The 19,567-nt window shown below is 57.4% G+C and carries 21 protein-coding genes, 1 tRNA gene and 1 pseudogene; 12 read left to right on the top strand and 11 right to left on the bottom strand.

Annotated features, from left to right (window positions below; genetic code table 11):
- Positions 1–289: 289 nt before the first annotated feature.
- The 11 genes from QIW53_RS21930 to QIW53_RS21880 all read left to right on the top strand — a co-directional run bounded on the left by QIW53_RS21930 (position 290) and on the right by QIW53_RS21880 (position 10,096).
- A complete protein-coding gene (locus QIW53_RS21930) occupies positions 290–1,063 on the top strand; it encodes an ABC transporter ATP-binding protein (RefSeq protein WP_371051686.1) in 774 nt (257 codons plus the stop codon).
- A gap of 13 nt (positions 1,064–1,076) precedes the next feature.
- Positions 1,077–1,823, top strand: a complete 747-nt coding sequence (locus tag QIW53_RS21925) for an ABC transporter substrate-binding protein (protein WP_371051685.1) — start codon at positions 1,077–1,079, stop codon at positions 1,821–1,823.
- Positions 1,824–1,901: 78 nt separating this feature from the next.
- A complete protein-coding gene (locus QIW53_RS21920; protein ID WP_192307511.1) occupies positions 1,902–2,597 on the top strand; it encodes an ABC transporter permease in 696 nt (231 codons plus the stop codon).
- On the top strand, positions 2,594–3,283 hold the full coding sequence (locus tag QIW53_RS21915; protein WP_192307510.1) for an ABC transporter permease: 690 nt from the start codon (positions 2,594–2,596) through the stop codon (positions 3,281–3,283). The genes QIW53_RS21920 and QIW53_RS21915 overlap by 4 nt, the downstream gene beginning before the upstream one ends.
- Positions 3,264–4,514 (top strand): methyltransferase, encoded by a 1,251-nt coding sequence (locus QIW53_RS21910; RefSeq protein ID WP_371051684.1) that lies wholly within the window; start codon positions 3,264–3,266, stop codon positions 4,512–4,514. The genes QIW53_RS21915 and QIW53_RS21910 overlap by 20 nt, the downstream gene beginning before the upstream one ends.
- A 278-nt stretch (positions 4,515–4,792) precedes the next feature.
- Complete coding sequence (locus tag QIW53_RS21905) at positions 4,793–6,034, top strand: nucleoside deaminase (protein WP_371051683.1); 1,242 nt, start codon at positions 4,793–4,795, stop codon at positions 6,032–6,034.
- A 119-nt stretch (positions 6,035–6,153) separates the two neighbouring features.
- A tRNA-Thr gene (locus QIW53_RS21900) sits at positions 6,154–6,229 on the top strand.
- A gap of 782 nt (positions 6,230–7,011) precedes the next feature.
- Positions 7,012–7,992, top strand: coding sequence for an integrase (locus QIW53_RS21895; RefSeq protein ID WP_371051682.1), 981 nt, complete (start codon positions 7,012–7,014; stop codon positions 7,990–7,992).
- Positions 7,989–8,264, top strand: coding sequence for a hypothetical protein (locus QIW53_RS21890; RefSeq protein ID WP_371051681.1), 276 nt, complete (start codon positions 7,989–7,991; stop codon positions 8,262–8,264). Before QIW53_RS21895 ends, QIW53_RS21890 begins: the two co-directional genes overlap by 4 nt.
- Positions 8,265–8,501: 237 nt before the next feature.
- Complete coding sequence (locus QIW53_RS21885) at positions 8,502–9,113, top strand: hypothetical protein (protein ID WP_371051680.1); 612 nt, start codon at positions 8,502–8,504, stop codon at positions 9,111–9,113.
- 2 nt (positions 9,114–9,115) lie between these two features.
- Positions 9,116–10,096: a DUF262 domain-containing protein gene (locus tag QIW53_RS21880; protein ID WP_371051679.1), complete on the top strand. Its 981-nt coding sequence runs from the start codon at positions 9,116–9,118 to the stop codon at positions 10,094–10,096.
- A 542-nt stretch (positions 10,097–10,638) separates the two neighbouring features.
- Here QIW53_RS21880 and QIW53_RS21875 read toward each other — a convergent pair.
- The 3 genes and pseudogenes from QIW53_RS21875 to QIW53_RS21865 form a co-directional block, all read right to left on the bottom strand.
- Entirely contained in the window at positions 10,639–11,280 is a 642-nt protein-coding gene (locus tag QIW53_RS21875; RefSeq protein ID WP_371051678.1) for a BRCT domain-containing protein, read from the bottom strand.
- A gap of 204 nt (positions 11,281–11,484) precedes the next feature.
- Positions 11,485–11,767, bottom strand: a pseudogene (locus QIW53_RS21870) (type II toxin-antitoxin system RelE/ParE family toxin).
- Complete coding sequence (locus QIW53_RS21865) at positions 11,757–11,999, bottom strand: CopG family ribbon-helix-helix protein (protein ID WP_371051677.1); 243 nt, start codon at positions 11,997–11,999, stop codon at positions 11,757–11,759. The pseudogene QIW53_RS21870 and the gene QIW53_RS21865 overlap by 11 nt, the downstream one beginning before the upstream one ends.
- 774 nt (positions 12,000–12,773) lie before the next feature.
- Here QIW53_RS21865 and QIW53_RS21860 point away from each other — a divergent pair.
- Positions 12,774–12,980 (top strand): DUF6124 family protein, encoded by a 207-nt coding sequence (locus tag QIW53_RS21860; protein ID WP_371051676.1) that lies wholly within the window; start codon positions 12,774–12,776, stop codon positions 12,978–12,980.
- 106 nt (positions 12,981–13,086) lie between these two features.
- On the opposite strand, the gene QIW53_RS21855 is transcribed toward QIW53_RS21860, so the two are convergent.
- The 8 genes from QIW53_RS21855 to aguB all read right to left on the bottom strand — a co-directional run bounded on the left by QIW53_RS21855 (position 13,087) and on the right by aguB (position 19,360).
- Complete coding sequence (locus tag QIW53_RS21855; protein ID WP_201193955.1) at positions 13,087–13,797, bottom strand: SDR family NAD(P)-dependent oxidoreductase; 711 nt, start codon at positions 13,795–13,797, stop codon at positions 13,087–13,089.
- A 43-nt stretch (positions 13,798–13,840) separates the two neighbouring features.
- A complete protein-coding gene (locus QIW53_RS21850; RefSeq protein ID WP_371051675.1) occupies positions 13,841–14,497 on the bottom strand; it encodes a DsbA family oxidoreductase in 657 nt (218 codons plus the stop codon).
- Entirely contained in the window at positions 14,494–14,715 is a 222-nt protein-coding gene (locus tag QIW53_RS21845) for a tautomerase family protein (protein WP_201193959.1), read from the bottom strand. Before QIW53_RS21845 ends, QIW53_RS21850 begins: the two co-directional genes overlap by 4 nt.
- 102 nt (positions 14,716–14,817) lie before the next feature.
- Positions 14,818–15,039 carry a type II toxin-antitoxin system YafQ family toxin gene (locus tag QIW53_RS21840; RefSeq protein WP_371051674.1) on the bottom strand — a complete coding sequence of 74 codons (222 nt, stop codon included), beginning with the start codon at positions 15,037–15,039 and terminating at the stop codon, positions 14,818–14,820.
- A gap of 150 nt (positions 15,040–15,189) precedes the next feature.
- Complete coding sequence (locus tag QIW53_RS21835; RefSeq protein ID WP_371051673.1) at positions 15,190–16,476, bottom strand: OprD family porin; 1,287 nt, start codon at positions 16,474–16,476, stop codon at positions 15,190–15,192.
- Positions 16,477–16,910: 434 nt separating this feature from the next.
- On the bottom strand, positions 16,911–17,123 hold the full coding sequence (locus tag QIW53_RS21830; RefSeq protein WP_371051672.1) for a hypothetical protein: 213 nt from the start codon (positions 17,121–17,123) through the stop codon (positions 16,911–16,913).
- Between the two features lie 246 nt (positions 17,124–17,369).
- Positions 17,370–18,476: an agmatine deiminase gene (gene aguA, locus QIW53_RS21825; RefSeq protein WP_371051671.1), complete on the bottom strand. Its 1,107-nt coding sequence runs from the start codon at positions 18,474–18,476 to the stop codon at positions 17,370–17,372.
- Positions 18,477–18,481: 5 nt separating this feature from the next.
- Complete coding sequence (gene aguB, locus QIW53_RS21820) at positions 18,482–19,360, bottom strand: N-carbamoylputrescine amidase (RefSeq protein WP_371051670.1); 879 nt, start codon at positions 19,358–19,360, stop codon at positions 18,482–18,484.
- Positions 19,361–19,567: the final 207 nt, after the last annotated feature.

The following is a 19,567-nucleotide window of genomic DNA, read 5'->3' as shown; positions in this document are numbered from 1 at the left end:
AGTTTGGCCGGTTAGCGCTTCCAACACCCCGCCAAAGCTGGCAACATCGCGCCCCTTTTGCGAATGCCGCCGCGCTATTCATCTGGCTTTTCATTTGAATGCGGGCTTCAAACGGCTGTTCGGTTGATAGCAGCGCGACAGTCTGCTGTGCCGATGCGACAACCTGCCGCACGCCGTCCGATTACCGCCTGTGGCGCTGTTGGCTGGCATTCAGACGCTATGCTAGGTTGGCCGCCTCGTCAGGAAGGCCCGCCAACAGCAGGAGCGCAACACACTATGAGGAACGCACATGGCTGAGGCCACGCCCGCGCTTGAAATCCGCAACTTGCACAAACGCTACGGACAGCTCGAGGTGCTCAAGGGCATATCGCTGACCGCCCGTGACGGCGATGTGATCTCGATCCTGGGTTCCTCCGGTTCCGGCAAGTCCACGTTCCTGCGCTGCATCAACCTGCTGGAAAATCCGCATCAGGGCCAGATCCTGGTGGCCGGCGAAGAGCTCAAGCTCAAGACCGCCAAAAATGGGGAGCTGGTCGCCGCCGATGCCAAGCAGATCAACCGCCTGCGCAGCGAGATTGGTTTTGTGTTTCAAAACTTTAATCTGTGGCCGCACATGAGCGTGCTCGACAACATCATCGAAGCCCCGCGCCGCGTCCTGGGCCAGAGCAAGGCCGAAGCCATCGAGGTCGCCGAAGCCCTGCTGGCCAAGGTCGGCATCGCCGACAAGCGCCACGCCTACCCGGCGCAACTCTCCGGTGGCCAGCAGCAACGCGCCGCCATCGCCCGCACGCTGGCGATGCAGCCCAAGGTGATCCTGTTCGACGAACCCACCTCGGCCCTTGACCCGGAAATGGTCCAGGAAGTACTTAATGTCATCCGCGCACTGGCCGAAGAAGGCCGCACCATGCTGCTGGTCACCCACGAAATGGGCTTCGCCCGCCAGGTGTCCAGCGAAGTGGTGTTCCTCCACCAGGGCCTGGTAGAAGAGCAAGGATCGCCACAGCAGGTGTTCGAAAACCCGCTTTCGGCGCGCTGCAAACAATTCATGTCCAGCAACCGCTAACGGAGCTACCCGCATGCAGAACTACAAGAAGGTCTTCCTGGCCGCCGCCGTCACCCTGGCCTTCAGCGCCGGCGCCATGGCCGAAACCTTGAAGATGGGCATCGAAGCGGCTTACCCGCCGTTCAACAATAAAGACGCCAGCGGCAACGTCGTCGGCTTCGACAAGGAAATCGGCGACGCCCTGTGCGCCAAGATGAAAGTCGATTGCACCGTGGTCACGTCCGACTGGGACGGCATCATCCCGGCCCTGAACGCCAAGAAGTTCGACTTCCTGATCTCCTCGATGTCGATCACCGACGAACGCAAGCAGGCGGTGGACTTCACCGACCCGTACTACTCGAACAAGCTGCAGTTCATCGCCAAGAAAGACGCTGACTTCAAGACCGACAAGGACTCGTTGAAAGGCAAGGTGATCGGCGCCCAACGTGCGACCCTCGCCGGCACCTGGATGGAAGACAACATGCCGGGCGTCGAAGTGAAACTCTACGACACCCAGGAAAACGCCTACCTCGACCTGACGGCTGGCCGCGTCGACGGGATCCTGGCCGACAAGTACGTCAACTACGAGTGGCTGAAAAGCGACGCCGGCAAGTCGTACGAATTCAAGGGCGACCCGGTGGAAGAAAGCGACAAGATCGGTATCGCTGTACGCAAAGGCGACCCGATCCGCGAGAAGCTGAACGTTGCACTGAAAGAAATCGTTGCTGACGGCACCTACAAGAAAATCAACGACAAGTACTTCCCGTTCAGCATCTACTGATCCTGACGTGCCGGACCGGCGCCGTCCTGTGACGTCGCCGGTCCCCGGCCTTGCCTGCCGCGATTTGAAAAGAAATCCATGATTATCGACCTCTACGGATTCGGCCCGGCGCTCGCCGCCGGTGCGCTGATGACTGTGAAACTGGCGCTCTCGGCCCTGTGCCTGGGACTGGTGCTGGGTTTGCTCGGCGCCCTGGCCAAGACTTCCCCGTACAAGCCGCTGCAATGGCTTGGCGGCACCTATTCGACACTGGTTCGCGGCATCCCGGAATTGCTCTGGGTGCTGCTGATCTACTTCGGCACGGTCAACCTGATGCGTGCCCTGGGCGAGTTCTTCGGCAAGCCCGACCTTGAACTCAACGCCTTCGCCGCCGGCGTGATTGCGCTGGGGCTGTGCTTCGGCGCCTACGCCACGGAAGTGTTCCGCGGCGCCATCCTCGCCATTCCCAAGGGCCATCGTGAGGCCGGCGTGGCCCTGGGCCTGTCGAAGTGGCGGATCTTCACCCGGTTGATCATGCCGCAGATGTGGCGCATCGCCCTGCCCGGCCTGGGCAACCTGTTCATGATCCTGATGAAGGACACCGCGCTGGTGTCGGTGATCGGCCTGGAAGAAATCATGCGTCACGCGCAGATCGGCGTGACCGTCTCCAAGCAGCCGTTCACCTTCTATATGGTGGCGGCGTTCATGTACCTGGGCTTGACCGTTCTGGCCATGACCGGCATGTATTTCATGGAAAAACGCGCCGCTCGCGGCTTCGCCAGGAGCACCCAATGAACTGGGAAGTCATCATCAAGTGGCTGCCGAAACTGGCCCAGGGCGCCACGCTGACCCTGGAACTGGTCGCCATCGCCGTGATTGCCGGTCTGCTGCTGGCGATTCCATTGGGCATCGCTCGCTCGTCGCGCCTGTGGTGGGTGCGGGCATTTCCCTACGGCTACATCTTCTTTTTCCGCGGCACGCCGCTGCTGGTTCAACTGTTTCTGGTCTACTACGGTCTGGCGCAGTTCGATGCGGTCCGCAACAGCGTGTTGTGGCCGTACCTGCGCGATCCGTTCTGGTGCGCCACGGTCACCATGACCCTGCACACCGCCGCCTATATCGCCGAGATCCTGCGCGGTGCAATCCAGGCCATTCCACCGGGCGAGATCGAAGCCGCGCGGGCGCTGGGCATGTCCCGGAACAAAGCGCTGTTCTACATCATCCTGCCCCGTGCCGCGCGCATCGGCCTGCCGGCCTACAGCAACGAAGTGATCCTGATGCTCAAGGCCAGCGCCCTGGCCAGCACGGTGACCCTGCTGGAGCTGACCGGCATGGCCCGCACCATCATCGCCCGGACGTATTTGCCGGTGGAAATCTTCTTCGCCGCCGGCATGTTCTACCTGCTGATGGCTTACGTACTGGTGCGCGGCTTCAAGCTGCTGGAGCGCTGGTTGCGCGTCGATGCCTGCCAGGGGCGTTGATGCCGGTGTGCTGACGGGCGAGGCCCTGCTCGCCCGATTTCAGGCGCTGGATGCATTCCTGATCGAACACCAAGCGCTGTGGAAGCCTCGACCGTTTACTCATCTGCACCTTCCCTGGGAAGCGTCCTACCCCGAGCTGGCTTCATGGCTACGCAGCCGCTCGCTGGAAGACGCGGAAAACGCGCATAACCAACCGGCGCTGCTGGACGCGCCGGAGCCGTTTGCCTCACTGGCGGCGCGGTCTGTTGCATTGAGCGCGGTAGGACCATTGCCCGCGCATGCACTGGAAGCCGCCGGGCACCGGTTGAACGTCGACGTGCCGGGGCGCAAGTGGCAACAGATCGAAGCGTTTGCCAGCCGCCTATCGTTCGCCAGGTCGCCCACGCACTGGCTGGACTGGTGTTCCGGCAAGGGTCACCTGGGACGACGGCTGCTGCAGACCGACCAGCAACTCACCTGCCTTGAGCACGACCCGGCGCTGGTGGCGGCCGGCCAGGCGCTCAGCCTGCGTCATCAGTTGCCGGCGCAGCATGTCGAGCAGGATGTGCTGGCGCCCGATGCCACCTCATTACTGAGCTCCGTACACACGCCCGTGGCCCTGCACGCCTGTGGCGACCTGCACGTGCGCCTGATCCAGCTCGCCAGCGCCGCAGGCTGCAAGCAAATGGCCGTCGCGCCGTGTTGCTACAACCGGATCGATCGGACGCACTATCAGCCGGTTTCCTCGGTGGCGGCTCGCTCCAAGCTACAGCTGAGTCTCGACGACCTGTCACTGCCGATGAGTGAAACCGTTACCGCGGGCGCTCGCGTGCGACGCCAGCGCGACCTCTCCATGGCCCGGCGCCTGGCATTCGACCTGTTGCAACGGCAACTGCGAGGCGTTGATGAGTACCTGCCCACGCCGTCGCTGCCCAGCGCCTGGCTGGACAAACCCTTTGCCGACTACTGCCATCATTTGGCCGCGCTCAAGGAGTTATCCACAATCGGTAAGCAGGACTGGTCAGCTCTCGAGGCGGCTGGATGGCAGCGGCTGGCAGAAGTGCGCAATCTGGAGCTACTTCGCGGACTTTTCCGACGCCCACTGGAGCTTTGGCTGGTGCTTGATCGAGCACTTTTCCTTACCGAGCAGGGTTACACCCTTCGCCTCGGCACCTTCTGCGAAACACCGCTCACGCCGCGTAATTTACTGATGCTCGCGGAGCGCGATCAAGCCGTCGCAGCCTGTGGATAACTCTGTTGATGAAATATCATGGATCCAATATTTACAGCTGTTTCAGGCTTGAAACCAATTTGTTCAATTTTCGTACACAGGTAGAAAAAACCACAAAAACAGGTATTTGCAACCAAATGAGAACGGATCCACATTTTTGTGCCGCTTCAAGTGCGCCGGGCAGCCCGTTGTGCATAAGCGTTAAGCCAAAACAACATAAACACTCGGAAAATCCTCGACTATCTTTGCCAGGCGTCAGAATTCTCTGACCTCAGGGACCAGCAATGAGCTAAGCAATCATGAGCACATTGAACAGTGCGCAGGAAGCCGTCGATACCGTCGCCAATCAAGCCATTTACGCGGCGCTGCAACAGACCTTCGCCGTGGGCGGCGCCATCATCAACAACGCAACGGGCGAGCTCATCGCCGCTTTGCACAACAACGTACTGATGCCTTTTCCCGGCAACACCACCACCTGGTTTCTGCCCCACGACCCGACCGCCCATGGCGAGCGACAACTGGTGGACCGGTATTACCAGAATGCGGTGCGCCTGAACCTGCCCGCACCCGATCAGTTGACCGTGGTCACCACGCTGGACCCCTGCGCCATGTGCGCCGGTTCGCTGCTGACCGCCGGATTCAACGTCGCCGTCAGCGCGATCGATGACTACGCCGGCATCAACTACAACAGCCAGTTCAACTTTCCGTCCTTGCCACCGACAATCCGCCAGCAAGCCCAGGGCACCTGGGCTTACTACGCCGTTGCGGCGCCGGTGAGCCGCCCCTACCAAGGCTCGACCCGCCCGGTGTTCGGCGGCGAGAGCATCGACTCGGCGGGGTACTTCCTCTGCAGCTCGATCTTCTCCGCCAGCGTCAACACCGTACGCGACGCCAGCAACAACAGCGGCCTGCCACCGGACCAACTGCAAAACCCGGCCACCCTGCCCGCCAACAGCAAAGTGCGCCAGGCACTCACCGCGCTCAGCCCGTTCGCCCTGACCGTGCAATCGGCCAACCCCCGCGACCCGGGCGTAGAACTCGCCGCACCCCTGCTGAAAACGGCTCAGCAAAGCCGGGTGTTCAATGCGGTCGCGCTGATCGACCCCTTCGGCAACCTGCTGGCGTGCCTGGGCGGTGCGGAAGACCAGTCGCCGATTCGTACCGCCTTCATGGAAACCACCCGCAACTACGCCGTCATGCGCTGGACCCTGATGAATGACCCCGACCCCGCCGTCCGCGCCGAAGCCGGGCACTACCTGACCCACCCCAAATACGGCACCTTCGTCTTCCTCTACGCCCCCGACCCGACCACGCCGCAAGCCGTCATGACCTTCGGCGCCTACGGCTCCACCATGGAAGGCCCGGTGCCACAAAGCTACCCGTCCAACCTGCAATACGTGCTGCTGCCGGGCAACACCACGGTCCAGGCACTCTCGACCCTGGCCCAGAACCTCCCGCCGTTCTACACCCAAAGCGTCCAGGTCGCCCCTGCCCAGGTGCTGAGCCAGGACCTGATCAACGCCGTCAGGAACGGCGTGTAACACCACCCCGGCCAGCCCCGTGGAAGCGTCTGCGGGGCGGGTCTGGCGAGCGCGTAAAAATAGTCTGAATTCAGGGGTTTACAGAACCAACCCAATCGCTATAATCGTCGCCCTAACACGCCGGTATAGCTCAGTTGGTAGAGCAACTGACTTGTAATCAGTAGGTCCCGGGTTCGACTCCTGGTGCCGGCACCATACAAAACGAAGCCCCTGCAGAAATGCAGGGGCTTTGTTGTTTCTGGAACGTCCACTTTTCGTCCACACCTTGGAACCCGTGGGAGCGAGCCTGCTCGCGATGAGGCCGTCAAATCCAACGACGATCTACTGACCAAACAGAACCTTCAAGGCTACGCCACACAGTGGTGGTCTCCCAAAGTGCGATTAGCGTCCGGCGGCTCGCACAGTCACAGCGATGTGATGGATGCCTACTTTTACCAGCGTGCCCACTGCGGCAACTCATTCCCTTTCATAGCTGCCCTGCAGCAACCTATCCGCTTGGCCATTTCATTGCGCCAACCTGCGCCCGTCTCTTTCTCCCGGAAAGAGACGGGCGCTCCTACCGCTGCTGCAGCCCACCTCGTACAAGGCATTGCGGCATTTCCCCTCGTGACAATCGGCATGACAAACACCGAAGTCACCAGCAACAGCGATGCCGATGATGGTGCCGCAGCCCACGGAATGGACTGCACCTGACTGACAGTCAGGCATGTCCCTGTCATCGCGTTGCTGCCCCCCGTCCGACTCAGGATCTCCCGGCGCTGGTCTCGTCAGCCAGTGCAGCCTCCGCCCGCCCACCGGTAATGGTGCTCAGGAGGCCAGATCATGAGATGCCCGTGCTCCCGGTCGTAAAGAGCCGCCAGTCCCGCGTAGAGGACATTCCCCACAGGTCGCAGGGGCCTTGATCCCTGATAACACTCAGCATTCTTGGCGGGATGACGTGGGGCGAGGACTGGAGAGCAGAAGATGAGGTGACCGATATGGCATTGGTGGGTAGACGCGATGGCCGCAATTTCGGCTACGGCAGGCAACTGAGCTATGCAGGGCCGCAGGCGTTGAAGGACATGTTCGGCAGCGGCCACTACGGCACGGTGAAGGCACACTGTGATCGGTGGCAGGCATTCGTGAAGTGGTGCCGCTCAGAACAGGGGCCGGGTATCAATGATGCGCGGCAGATTGATCGGAAGGTACTGGCGGACTATGCGGCGTATCCGCGCGACGTGGTTAGGCGCGGCGACCTTGCTGTCAGTACCGCACAAAACCGCCTATCCAGCGTTAACAGGACCATGGCGGCGCTGCGCGGTGACCAGCATGTGAAACTGCCAAGTCCGAGCAAGGCGTTGGATATGCAGCGCACCGGGGTTCGCCAGTCTGTGCCACAGGGCCAGGACCGCGAACAGGTGAAGCAGATCGTCGATGCGCTTTGCAGCCAAAATCTGCTCCGGGCCGCCGCGATCGTTCTGTTGTCGCGAGCCACCGGAATGCGCTTGCGTGAGGCCATCTTGGCTGATCTGCCACGGCTGAGCCGTGAGGCTAACGATCTAGGCAGGATTAATATTCAGGATGGCACTAAAGGCAGCCGTGCCGGCGCCTCGGCGCCGCGTTGGATTACGGTGGACGACGATGTTCGCGAGGCGCTTGGGTTTGCACGGCATTTATCGCCTGTGGGTAGCCACAACCTGGTTGCGCCGCACGAAAGCTACCGGAATCTTGTGCAAGAAATTATCCGCCCTGCGCGGGACATCCTGCATGCAAACAACTTCAAAGGCTTCCATGAGCTAAGAGCGGCGTACGCATGTGAGCGCTATGAGCAGATCACCCAGCATCGCGCACCTATCAACGGCGGCCGCTGTTGTCAGGTAGATCGGAACCTTGATCGTGAGGCACGCTGGCAAATCAGCTTTGAGCTGGGAAACGGGCGGATCGACGTGGTCGCAGCCTACATTGGTGGCCGAGCATGAGTAAGCCATTCGATATGGAACTGTTCTTGGCTGGCGTTGTGACCGGCTCGCACGCTACCCGGCAACGCCACGTTCGCCAGGCGAAAATCATTCAGGCTGAGATTGCAGAGCGCTGGCAGCGAGCAACACCTTGGACTTGGCAGAGAAAGCATGTGGCTTGGTTCCTCGAGCATCACTTAGTGAGGTACAGCCGGTCGACGCAGTATTACTATCTGCTCACGGTCCGGCTGCTGGCCCGGCGGCTGGGATCGTCATGGACTTTCAACCTCTGAGTGCACGCTGATCCGCTAGCCTTGCAGCTGCAGTGATTACCGAAGCATGACTCGACTTACTCGTAATATTGGGAGAAGTCTGCCACTATTTCGCCATCATCAGCCGTCACGGCGCTGGTAGAAAAACCGTGCTTCGGATCATCGGAGCAGGATACCCATTATGGTAGATTTGGGCGTGGTTGCTCCCCCTAAGCATCTAACGGCTATAGCACTTCTTCAGATTAAATGGATGTTCACTTGGACCTAGAAAGCTTTAGAACTAAGCTAGCCGTAGCGAAAGAACAAAACGAATTACTCGACTTTTGTAGAAAACATGTTCTACACGGTATTCCTTTTGTTTTTGAGAACAGGCCGGACGAATACTATGACTTTAAGAAACTCATAACAAATGAATTTCACATTTCATTTCATGAAGTCTACATCACAGGCTCTGGAAAGCTAGGGTTTAGCCCGCACAAGGGCACAATATTTGACTACGACTCTGATATTGACGTAGCCATTATTTCGTCGAAGCTCTTCGACACCATAATGGCTAAAATATCAGAATATCAAATGCAAATAAGAAAAAACAAACGCGTTGTCAGGGAAGCAGAACGCGAAATGTATCACGAATTCCTAGAATATTCCGCAATGGGTTGGATAAGACCGGACAAATTGCCTATATCTTTTCAAATGGACGTTTTGAAGCAAGCTTGGTTTCGTTTCTTTGAGTCTATTTCCTACAATAAGTCGCCTGTTGGAAACTACAAGGTATCAGCTGGTGTATTTCGCACCTACGAGCACCTCGAAACCTACATTGTCAGCGGACTGGAAGGTCTGCGCCACAAAAATCTTAAGGACGAAAAATAAGTATGCAAATCAAGCCTTCTGTCACGAACCCAACTATCGCTGATATCTATGAGAAGATTGATACCAAGCGTCTGGATCTGCGCCCTGACTTTCAGCGAAAATTTGTTTGGACTCAGGAACACCAAGAACAGTTCTTGGACACAATTTTACATGGATATCCATTTCCGGAAATCTATGTTTGCCAGGGCGAAACTGATCTGAAGAAGATGAGAACTAGCCAAATAGTAATCGACGGGCAACAGCGACTTACTACAATTCAAAACTACGTAGAAAACACTTTCGACAAGCCGCTTAAGCTTATCAAGGCGTTTGCTGATCTCACTCCGGATGAGCGAGAAGCTTTCCTTTCTTACCAGATCGTAGTCCGAGACATCGGCAAGGTAGGAGACGATTTGGTCCGCGAGATATTCCGCAGGATTAACCTTACCAAATTTAAACTTGAAGACATTGAAATTCACAATGCGGTTTATGATGGAAAATTCATTCAGGCGGCTAAATCCATCGCTTCAGATATTGGCCTAGAGAATTACGGTGTATTCCACGAGTCTGAATTCACGAGAATGGCAGACCTTCACTTTGTTCTACAAGTCATGTCAACTCTAGAAAGAGGCGGATACTACAACAGGGATAATGAAATAGAAAAGTGTGTGGCCGAATTCAACGAGGAGTACCCCCTCGCGAATGCAAGGAAGGCGGAAATATTAAAGACCTTTAGCATTATCGAAAATACCGGACTAGACATAGACTCAATCTGGTTCAGAAAGTCAAACTTCTTCACCTTGGTCATTGAACTGACAAAAGCTAAAAAAATACCGTCCGATCTGAAAAAACGGCTTGAAATCATGGGCGAAGAAGTACTTAAAAGCAAGAACCTTCCGGAAACCGAACTCGGGGTTTACTTCTCGTACATGTACCAAGGCACTAACAATAGAAAAGCACGGGTCATCCGAGCTGAGATATTTGAAAAATATATTCTGGCTTGATACATTATACTGAACTTTAAGTTCCTACTCTCCGAGGATCGTAGTCAATAGTCGAAGCCCGCTTTATCGGGCTTCAGACAAGCTGCCGCGGGACGGATTATGCCCATTCTGACCCAGAGCAGCGTCGACCTATCGTATCCTGGGGTTATTTACTGGCGCATACTAACTACAGCCAGGCCTCTGCGGCATGCAGCACCATGACTGCCATGCATCAAGGACACGGGTTACGATTATGATTTTCATTCGTCTGCGGACAGACTAGAGCGTGTCACGGGATATTTTTAGAGATAGAGCTTTATCTGTAGAAAAATAAAAACATTATAAATCATCTGTTTACTCTTTTTTTCGACTCCTGGTGCCACCATACAAAACAAAGCCCCTGCAAAAATGCAGGGGCTTTGTTGTTTCTAGAACGTCCACTTTTCGTCCACACCTTGGAGCCCGTGGGAGCGAGCCTGCTCGCGATGAGGCCGTCAGACCCAACGACTATCTAGTGACCAGACAAAGGGCTGCCTTTTCAGGGCGCCAAGAAAGAAGCGATCTCAACCAAACAGCATCCTTTGCCAATGATCCTCACCCACAATGGCAATCGAAGCTCCTGCCTCTCGCAGTTCCACTGCCTTCATGATCTTCGTTCCATAAGTGCTGTGGCGCCACTGCTCATTACCCACGCTCCCGACCACCAGGTAATGCACTTTCTTACTCACACCGCCCCCAATCAAACCACCTCGTTCTTCGACTAGAGCCTGACAATCCTTACGCGGCCCATAGGCCATGACACCCGTAAATACAAACATCCGGCCATTCCACACCAAATCGGGGGTCGGTGAATCGAAAGGAAGGTCCGTAGGAGCTACGGCAACAGCACCGCCGACCTTCGCTCCCTCAATGCCCACTCCAGAAAAACCACGCAGTATGTTAAGCAGCTCCAGAGATTCATCCTTGTCTAGAGCATCGTCCTGAAGCATGCACGCCAAACGCGAATACAGCAGATTGATCACCGGATCATTCAGATGCGCGAGATTGTTTTCCAACCATTGCTTTAGAAAAACCGCTTCTGTGATGTTCACATCACCGTCGGCCGTAATCCCAGCGGCCAACCCGACCAAGGCATCGGCGGCACGTCGATCGATACGCGCGCGGTGGAAAAATTTGCTGCTCTCGAACTCGTGGTGTAGATCCATTACGGGTTTTCCTTGGGTGGGTACAGGCTCATTACCGAAGCATTTGTGGGTAAATGTTGTGTTCAACGCTAGCACCACTGCGCGCAGACACCCAACTTTAGCCGGGAAAATAGATCCGTTTAGGGAAGTATTGGCAATTCGGCCACTACGCATCGGACGGCAGGAAGACGCATTTCATTCTGACCAGAGCGTTTTTACGCGCCTTCACCACTTGGTGCGAGGGCGTTGCCGTGTGTGAAACACACCGAGGATTTGGAGGCGATCACCACGTACCCGAAAGGGAATGAGATAGGACCAGTTGGGCACTGCCCATTCGCGCGTATCTTTGACTCGACCTTCACGGCCCATGGCTGGAAATTGGGCCAGCTTGTCTACGCTGGCGAAAATTGCATCTGAGAAATCATCAGCAGCCTTGGGGTTTTCAAGGGCTATAGCTCGCTTCGTCTTCCAGGTTTTTGAGGGCTTTTTCAAGCCATTCAAACCGCATTTTTGTCCCAGCGGCGGGCGCGCATTGCCGCAACTTGGTCATCGGTGGCGAATTTACCTTCATCAGCCTCTTCAACCGCCCGTTCAATCTGCGCAGTCAAAGCTCTCTCGTGCTCGATGTAGTCGCGAAGGACATCCATCGCCAGATAGCTCACGGTTTGGCCATTCGTCTTAGCCAGATCGGAGAGCGAGTTCGAAAGGTCTTCCGGCAGGTTCAGGGATATCCCGGTCATGGCAGCCTCGATGGTGAGCGGTTGATGAACATCTTAAACCGGCAAGCGCTCACTTGGATTAGCAAGTCGTCGCAACGATATTTCAATTTTTCGCAGTGCCGGATTTTTCCGGAAGTGGTCACGCGAATTGATGGATCAAAGAGAAGCGGGGAACTTGACGGTGATGGGCTTTCCATATGATTGGAAACGTCAGCAGCAATGGGCGCTGGTGTAAGGGAACCGTCGGAAATTTCCCCTTCGCTCTATGGAAATACTCCGCTGACGGATTTGTTTGTCGGATGTTTGGCTCTTGTTTAATCACGCTGCGCGTCACGTCCTGAAAGCTACAGAACCTTGCGGCGTTGCCTACGGTTACGCCAGAATCCGCCGGCTTGTGAGGCTTCACCGTGGGTTTTATCGTTGACCTGCCACTGACGTTCAGTGGTCGGGTTTAGTAGCCCGTGGCATTTGAAGTTCGCACTTGCGTCCGTTATCAGGTATCTCGATGCCTGAACTCGATGGTGGCTGTGCGTAGGGCGCCCTAGGGCGCGCCGGCTTTCTTCTTTTCCCCGGTCTACTAACCTGCGTACAGCCGCCACCCCACGTTTAGTAGCGTGGGAGGGCGCATCACTTCAGGAAAAGACGATTATGGTTAAGCCCACACCGAACCCGCCGGGGTCCGAACAATCTCCACCGCATCAAAGCTCCGCATCAGAAGATCTCAATGAGGGCGATGATCTTGAACTCGATCGAAACACCTTCGAATTCAAATCCACCCCCCGCACCCCCTGCTCCATGTACACCGTCAACCCGGACATCGACGTGCAAACCCTGCTCGGTTGTGTCAGCGAGTCATTGGCGTCCGCGAGCGTCATCACCATGGACATTGCCGACCGCGAATCGGGCCCCAGTCGTAATTCTCTGCTGGGCATTCACCAGATCATCATGCTGGCGGAAATCTCGGTGAACCGCGCACTGGATCAGCTCGATCCGATTGAATGAACCACGGCATACCCCGGAAACGGTAGCGGATGATTTTTCGACCCTGCAAAACGAAGCCCTCGTATCGCTACGAGGGCTTTGTTGTTTGCGCTGTGGGCAGCCGATCTTAGTGACCTGCGCTCTGGCCACCGTCGACGTGGAGGATTTCGCCGGTGACGAAGTGGGCGCTGTCCAGGTAGACGACTGCCTGGGCGATGTCGCTGATTTCGCCCATGTGGCCGACCGGGTGCAGGGCGCCGAGGGCGGCGTGGGTTTCTTCGCCGTGCATCGGGGTCTTGATGATGCCTGGGGATACGGCGTTCACACGGATGCCGCGTTTGGCGTATTCGATGGCCAGGGATTTGGTCGCGGCGTTCAGCCCACCTTTGGTCAGGGAAGCCAGGACCGACGGCACGCCGTCGATGGCGTGGTCGACGAGGCTGGTGGTGATGTTGACGACGTGGCCGCTGCCTTGTTTTTCCATCTCGGCGATGGCGAGTTGGGTGATGTAGAAGAAGCCGTTCAGGTTCACCGACAGGACGTTGGCGTAGTCTTCAGCGGTGTATTGGGTGAAGGGTTTGGCGACGAAGATCCCGGCGTTGTTGATCAGGGTGTCGACGCGGCCGAAACGTTCGATGGCTTCACGGATGACTTTCTGCGCGACTTCCGGGTGACCGATGTCGCCAGCCACGGTGAGGATGTCCGGGTCGGTGGACGGTTGGATCGAACGCGAGGTGGCGACGACTTTGTAGTCTAGGTCACGGAAAGCCTTGACCATGCCTGCGCCGAGACCTTGGGAAGCGCCGGTGATAACGATGACTTTTTTCGAATTGCTCATGATGAACCTCTGCTAATTGATAAATGTTTGAAAAAATAAGTAATCAGGCTTCGGCGGGGGCCTTCGCCATTTGTCTCAACATCTGCTCGTAGTACTCGACCGACTGTGAACCGGACACCAGGTGACGACCGTTGAGGATCATGGCCGGCACCGAGTTGATGCCGCGCTGTTGGTAAAAGCCTTCCAGCTCACGCACTTCTTTGGCGAATGCGCCGGAATCCAGCACCTCTTTCGCGGCGGCTGCGTCCAGGCCCGCTTCGGCGGCCAGCTGAACCAGGGTTTCGCGATCACTCGGGTTCTGGCCGTCGGTGAAGTAAGCGCGCAGCAGGATCTTCTTCAGTGCCACTTGCCGCCCTTGCTGCAGCGCCCAATACAACAGTCGATGAGCATCGAAGGTGTTGTAGAAGTGGCTGCGCTTCTCCAGGTCGAAGGTGAAACCGATGGCCTCGCCACGGGCGATCTGCATGGCTTTGCCGGCGGCGACGTCTTCGGCGGTGCGCCCGTACTTACGCATCAGGTGCTCGACGGCTTTCTCGCCCTCGGGCGGCATGTTCGGGTTCAGCTCGAACGGCTTGTAGGTGAGCACCACCGAAACTTCACCGGCGACGTTCTCGATGGCCTGCTCCAGCGCCGTCGCACCCAGTGCACACCAGGGGCACACCACGTCGGAGATGAAGTCGATGGACACCTGGCCCGTCACGATTTGCCCTCCTGCTCAGCCAGCTGTTTACGGTACTGAGTGGTGGTAATCCCGGCGTAGCCCCAGTTATCGGTGTCGACTTCTTCGATCACGATGTGGGTCAGGTGCGGGTCTTTCTTGAGCACGCGTTGCAGTGTTTCCGTGATTTCGGCGATCACCTGAGCTTTCTGCTCAGAGGTAACGCCGTCGCGGGTGATACGTACGCTTACGAAAGGCATGAGGAAGATCTCCAGTGACCTGCTCATCGGGATGATGGGTAGGTGTTGGAGCCAAATGTAGGCGCATGGGGGGTGGGGATAAAGATGGGGGCGGGAACTTCATTAGTTACGTTGTGTAATGGGTAGCCACCCTGTCAACGCATGGTCCAGATACTCTGCTGGCAGAGGCTCCCCGAGAAATAACAAGACCATTACCTGACGAACTTCATTCATGTCACGTCGTCCGGCACGTTTGTAGCGCTCCCAGGATTTCCTGAATTCCGACGTTTGCGCACACTGCCTGGGCCGCTCAGCGCGCTTTTGTCTTTTCTCCGGTTTCGCCATCAGTGTCCCTCAGCAAGTCGTCTATCGAATCGAATTGCTGGCGAATTTCTCGCGCTTGCAAATGCCAATTCGCACCCACAAAAAAGCCCCGAACCAGTCGGGGCTTCCTTTACCTCAGCCTTGATCAGGCTTCGATGCAACAACCCATCATCAGAAAATGTTGATCGGGTAGTCGACGAACACGCGCAGTTCGTTACCGCTGACGTTGTACTCGCTGGATTTCTGCGACACGCGCAGAACCGAGCTGCGCAGTTTCACGCTCAGGTCTTTGGCCGGGCCGCTTTGCACGACGTACTTGAACTGGTTGAAGATTTCGCGCTCGGTGCCGCCTTCGCTGGTGGATGTGGTGATGTTGTCACCACGCACGTAGGCGAAGTTGTAGCTCAGGCCAGGCACGCCGAATGCGCTGAAGTCCAGGCCGTAGCCCAACTGCCAGCTGCGCTCGTCTTCGGCGTTGAAGTCGGACCAGTAGGAGTTCGCCAGGTAGATGGTGTTGCCGCCATCACCGACACGACCTTGATCTTTCTGGTAGCCGCCGTAGGCGTAGCCCAGGTTGCTGTCACCGGTGCTGCGCTGGTGGGCGACGGTGAACGAGTGCGGGCCGGTGGCGAAGGTGGCCGCCAGGCTCCAGATCTTGTTATCGTCGCCGGTCACACCGTTTTCGCGGACGTAGGAATTGTCCAGCTTGGTGCGGTAGCCGTTGAAGTCCAGGGTCAGGGACTGTTCCTTGTCGATCGGGAACACGTAGTTGGCGTTGACGTATTGCTTCTTCAGCACGTCTTCGACGTCGGAGGCGTACAGCGCAGCCTTGAATTGTTCGGTGAACTGGTAGCTACCGCCCAATACGTTGATCGACTTCAGGCCACCACTATCACGGCCTTCAGCGCTTTTGCGCGATTCGGCGGTGAAGCGGCCGGCGTTCAGTTCCAGGCCCTTGATCTCTTTCGAGGTGATCAGGGTACCGGTGTAGCTTTCCGGCAGCAGGCGCACGTTGTCGTAGCTCAGCACCGGCAGTGCTGGCATTTGGTCGCCGTAGGTCAGCACCGTGTTGGACACACGGAACTTGACCGCTGCGCCACCCTTGGACAGGTCGTCGGCGGCATTGCCGCTGTCGCCCTTCTTGAAGAAGTCGATGCCTTGCGCGCCGGTGCGGCCCTTGCCGCCGTCCAGACGAAGCGCGTACAGACCGAACGCGTCCACACCCACACCCACGGTGCCTTGGGTGAAACCGGACGAGAAGGTGCCGATCGCGGCCTGGCCCCATTCGGCCTTGTCCGCACGACCATCTTTGTAGTCACGGTTGATGTAGGCATTGCGCAGCAGCACTTTGAGGCTGCTGTCTTCAACGAAACCCTTGGATTCGGCCTGGTCGTTAGCCATTGCCGATGTAGCGCTCAACATCCCCAGAGCGATCAGACTGATCCGCTTATTCAACATTTTGTTCTTTTCCTAATGACGGGTGGATACGCGCTGTGTCGAACGGCTGAATCGGCGCTATCGCACTCTTTTTTCATCCCGAAACAAAAAGCCCGCCCACGAATCATCGCGGCGGGCCTTTTTATTATTTTGAGTCATGGCGGTTGGCCACAGGCGTTGGACGGCATCCTAGTCGGGCCCGGAAGCCTGTGTCAATTTCATGAATCTTCTGAATATAGGCGAAAAAGGTCTAAGGGTACTTGTCTGCGACCAATGGCTAAAGGAGCGAGCCGGCTCGCGAAAGTGTTTCTCCATCAGCAGGGTTGTTGAATGGGAGACCGCATCGCGAGCAGGCTCACTCCCACCATTGGATCTGCTGTGCCCCTGGTATAAACACCCGCCCATAAAAAACGCCGCCATCCTGGCAGCGCTTTGCTCAATCCGTTGTTTTCTTCTTATCCTTCCATCACATCCCGCAACGCATCCAGTTCCGCTTCGCTGAACAAGCCAGCGGGGTAGCGCTCGATCATCATCCGGCGCGGATCAGGTTCCCTGATCTGACGCGTTCCATTGGACTTCAACCAGTGCGCCAGGACCTGGAGCGATTCTCTGTTTACGGCCAGGGGATGCGGAGCCCGCTCATTCAACATATTCACTTCAGCGTTCATTTCCGCGCTCTCTCCCGGTTTGTGAGCGGCTAACTTATCCAAGGTTTATGACAGAACATCGAAGCTCTCTCCCTCCCCGTGTCACTTCAGGACAGATACAAGAGCTGTGCCAATGTGTCGCGACGCTCGACCAGCGGAGAGAGAAAAGCCCGCAGTCCTTGCGGGCTGCGGGCTTCTTGCACGGCTTCGCGGGAAAGCCGTTACCTGAGTGTTTTTTGCAGGAAACTCAGACTGTTACAACTGCACTCACTCTTTGTGCGGCGCGGGTTGCTGCTGGGTAAGGCAATGGATGTTGCCGCCACCCAGTAACAGTTCGCGACCCGGCACCATCACCACCTCGTGCTGCGGGAAAAGGCTTTGCAGAATCTCCTTGGCCGGGCCATCCAGCGGATCGTCGAAGCTCGGCGCGATGATGCCGCCGTTGACGATCAGGAAATTCACGTAGGAACCGGCCAGGCGCACCGACGGGTTGCGTTCCTGGGTGCCATCCACCGGATCGACACCGGCACATTCCTCTTCGGTGGCGTACAGCGGCCCAGGAATCGGCATCTTGTGCACCGTGAACGGGCGCCCCTTGGCGTCCGTGCTGCTTTGCAGGACCTTCATCGCGGCCTGGCAACGGGCGTAGTTCGGGTCCTGCGGATCATCGGTCCAGGCCAGCAATACCTCACCCGGACGCACGTAGCAGCAGAAGTTATCCACATGGCCGTCGGTTTCGTCGTTGAACAAACCGTCCGGGAGCCAGATGATTTTATCCACCGCCAGTTGCGCGCTGAGCACCGCTTCGATTTCCTCGCGACTCAGGTGCGGGTTACGGTTGCGGTTGAGCAGGCATTCTTCGGTGGTGATCAGGGTGCCTTCGCCGTCGACGTGGATCGAACCGCCCTCCAGCACGAAGCCTTCGGTGCGATAACGCGGGCTGCGTTCGATCTCGAGGATCTTGCCGCCGACCTGCGAATCACGGTTCCACGGTGAATACAGGCCACCGTCGAAACCGCCCCAGGCGTTGAAGTCCCAGTTCACGCCGCGCACTTCGCCGCTGTTATTGATGACGAAGGTCGGGCCGGTGTCGCGCACCCAGGCATCGTCGCTGGACATTTCCACCACGCGGATATTCGGCACGTCGAGGCGCGCGCGGGCGTTTTCGTACTGGCCGGCGGAAACACCGACGGTCACCGGTTCGAACCGGGCAATCGCCTTGGCGACGGCGACGTGGGCGGCTTGCGCCGGTTTGCCGCCCAGGCGCCAGTTGTCCGGGCGCTCGGGCCAGATCATCCAGGTCTGGGTTTGGGGGGCCCACTCGGCCGGCATGTGAAAGCCGTCGGCGCGTGGCGTGCTGTTTAATGTGGTCATGACGATCAGGACTCCAGAGAACCGTCGAGGGTTTTGAGAGCACCATACAGGTTCGGACGGCGGTCACGGAAGGCGCCCCAGGCGCTGCGGATGTGTTCCAGCTCGTCGAGGTCGAAACGATGGACCAGCACGCCCTCTTCGGTTCTGTCGAGTTCCTCGACTTTCTCGCCGAACTGGTTGGCGATGAACGACGAACCATAGAAGGTGATGTCGTAGCCGTCCTGCTCCTCGTTGCCGATGCGGTTGCTGGCGACCAGCGGCATCAGGTTGGCGCCGGCATGGCCCTGCTGCACGCGCTGCCAGTGATCGCGGGAGGAAATGCTCTTGTCGTGCGGCTCGCTGCCGATGGCGGTCGGGTAGAACAGGATCTCCGCACCCTGCAACGCCATGCTACGCGCGCATTCCGGGAACCACTGGTCCCAGCAGATGCCCACACCGATTTTTGCGTAACGGGTGTTCCACACTTTGAAACCGGTATCGCCTGGGTTGAAGTAATACTTTTCGTGATAACCGGGGCCATCCGGAATATGGCTTTTCCGATAAATCCCGAGGTTGCTGCCGTCGGCATCGATGATCGCGATGCTGTTGAAGCGCGCACGCCCGGCCCGCTCGTAAAAACTGATCGGCAACACCACCTGCAGCTCTTTGGCGACCTTCTGGAAATGCTGGATGGCAACGTTGTCTTCAACCGTGGTGGACAGTTGCAGGTAATCCGGGTTGGGCTTCTGGCAGAAGTACGGCGCCTCGAACAGTTCCTGGATCAGGATGATCTGCGCGCCTTTGGCCGCTGCCTCGCGCACCAGCCTCTCAGCGGTTTCAAGGTTGGCTTCAAGGTCCCAGGAACAGGCCATCTGGGTGGCGGCGACGGTAACGATGCGGCTCATGAAACATCTCCGGGCAAGTGCGTGAGAGTCGGGCATGGTTGATCCACGCCTCGTTATTGGCGACTTTATAGCCGATAAATATCGGCTTTAGAAGCACCCATCGTCACAAAACCGAAAACAATTCAAAATTAAACCGATAAATATCTGTTTGAACACATTACCCCTTGTGGGAGCGGGCTTGCTCGCGAAGGCGGAGTGTCAGTTGAT

This window comes from Pseudomonas fluorescens (genome assembly GCF_041354075.1).
Lineage (GTDB): Bacteria > Pseudomonadota > Gammaproteobacteria > Pseudomonadales > Pseudomonadaceae > Aquipseudomonas > Aquipseudomonas fluorescens_CE.
Note: the sequence above shows the minus strand (reverse complement) of the source record. Positions and strands in the feature narration are given on the sequence as shown.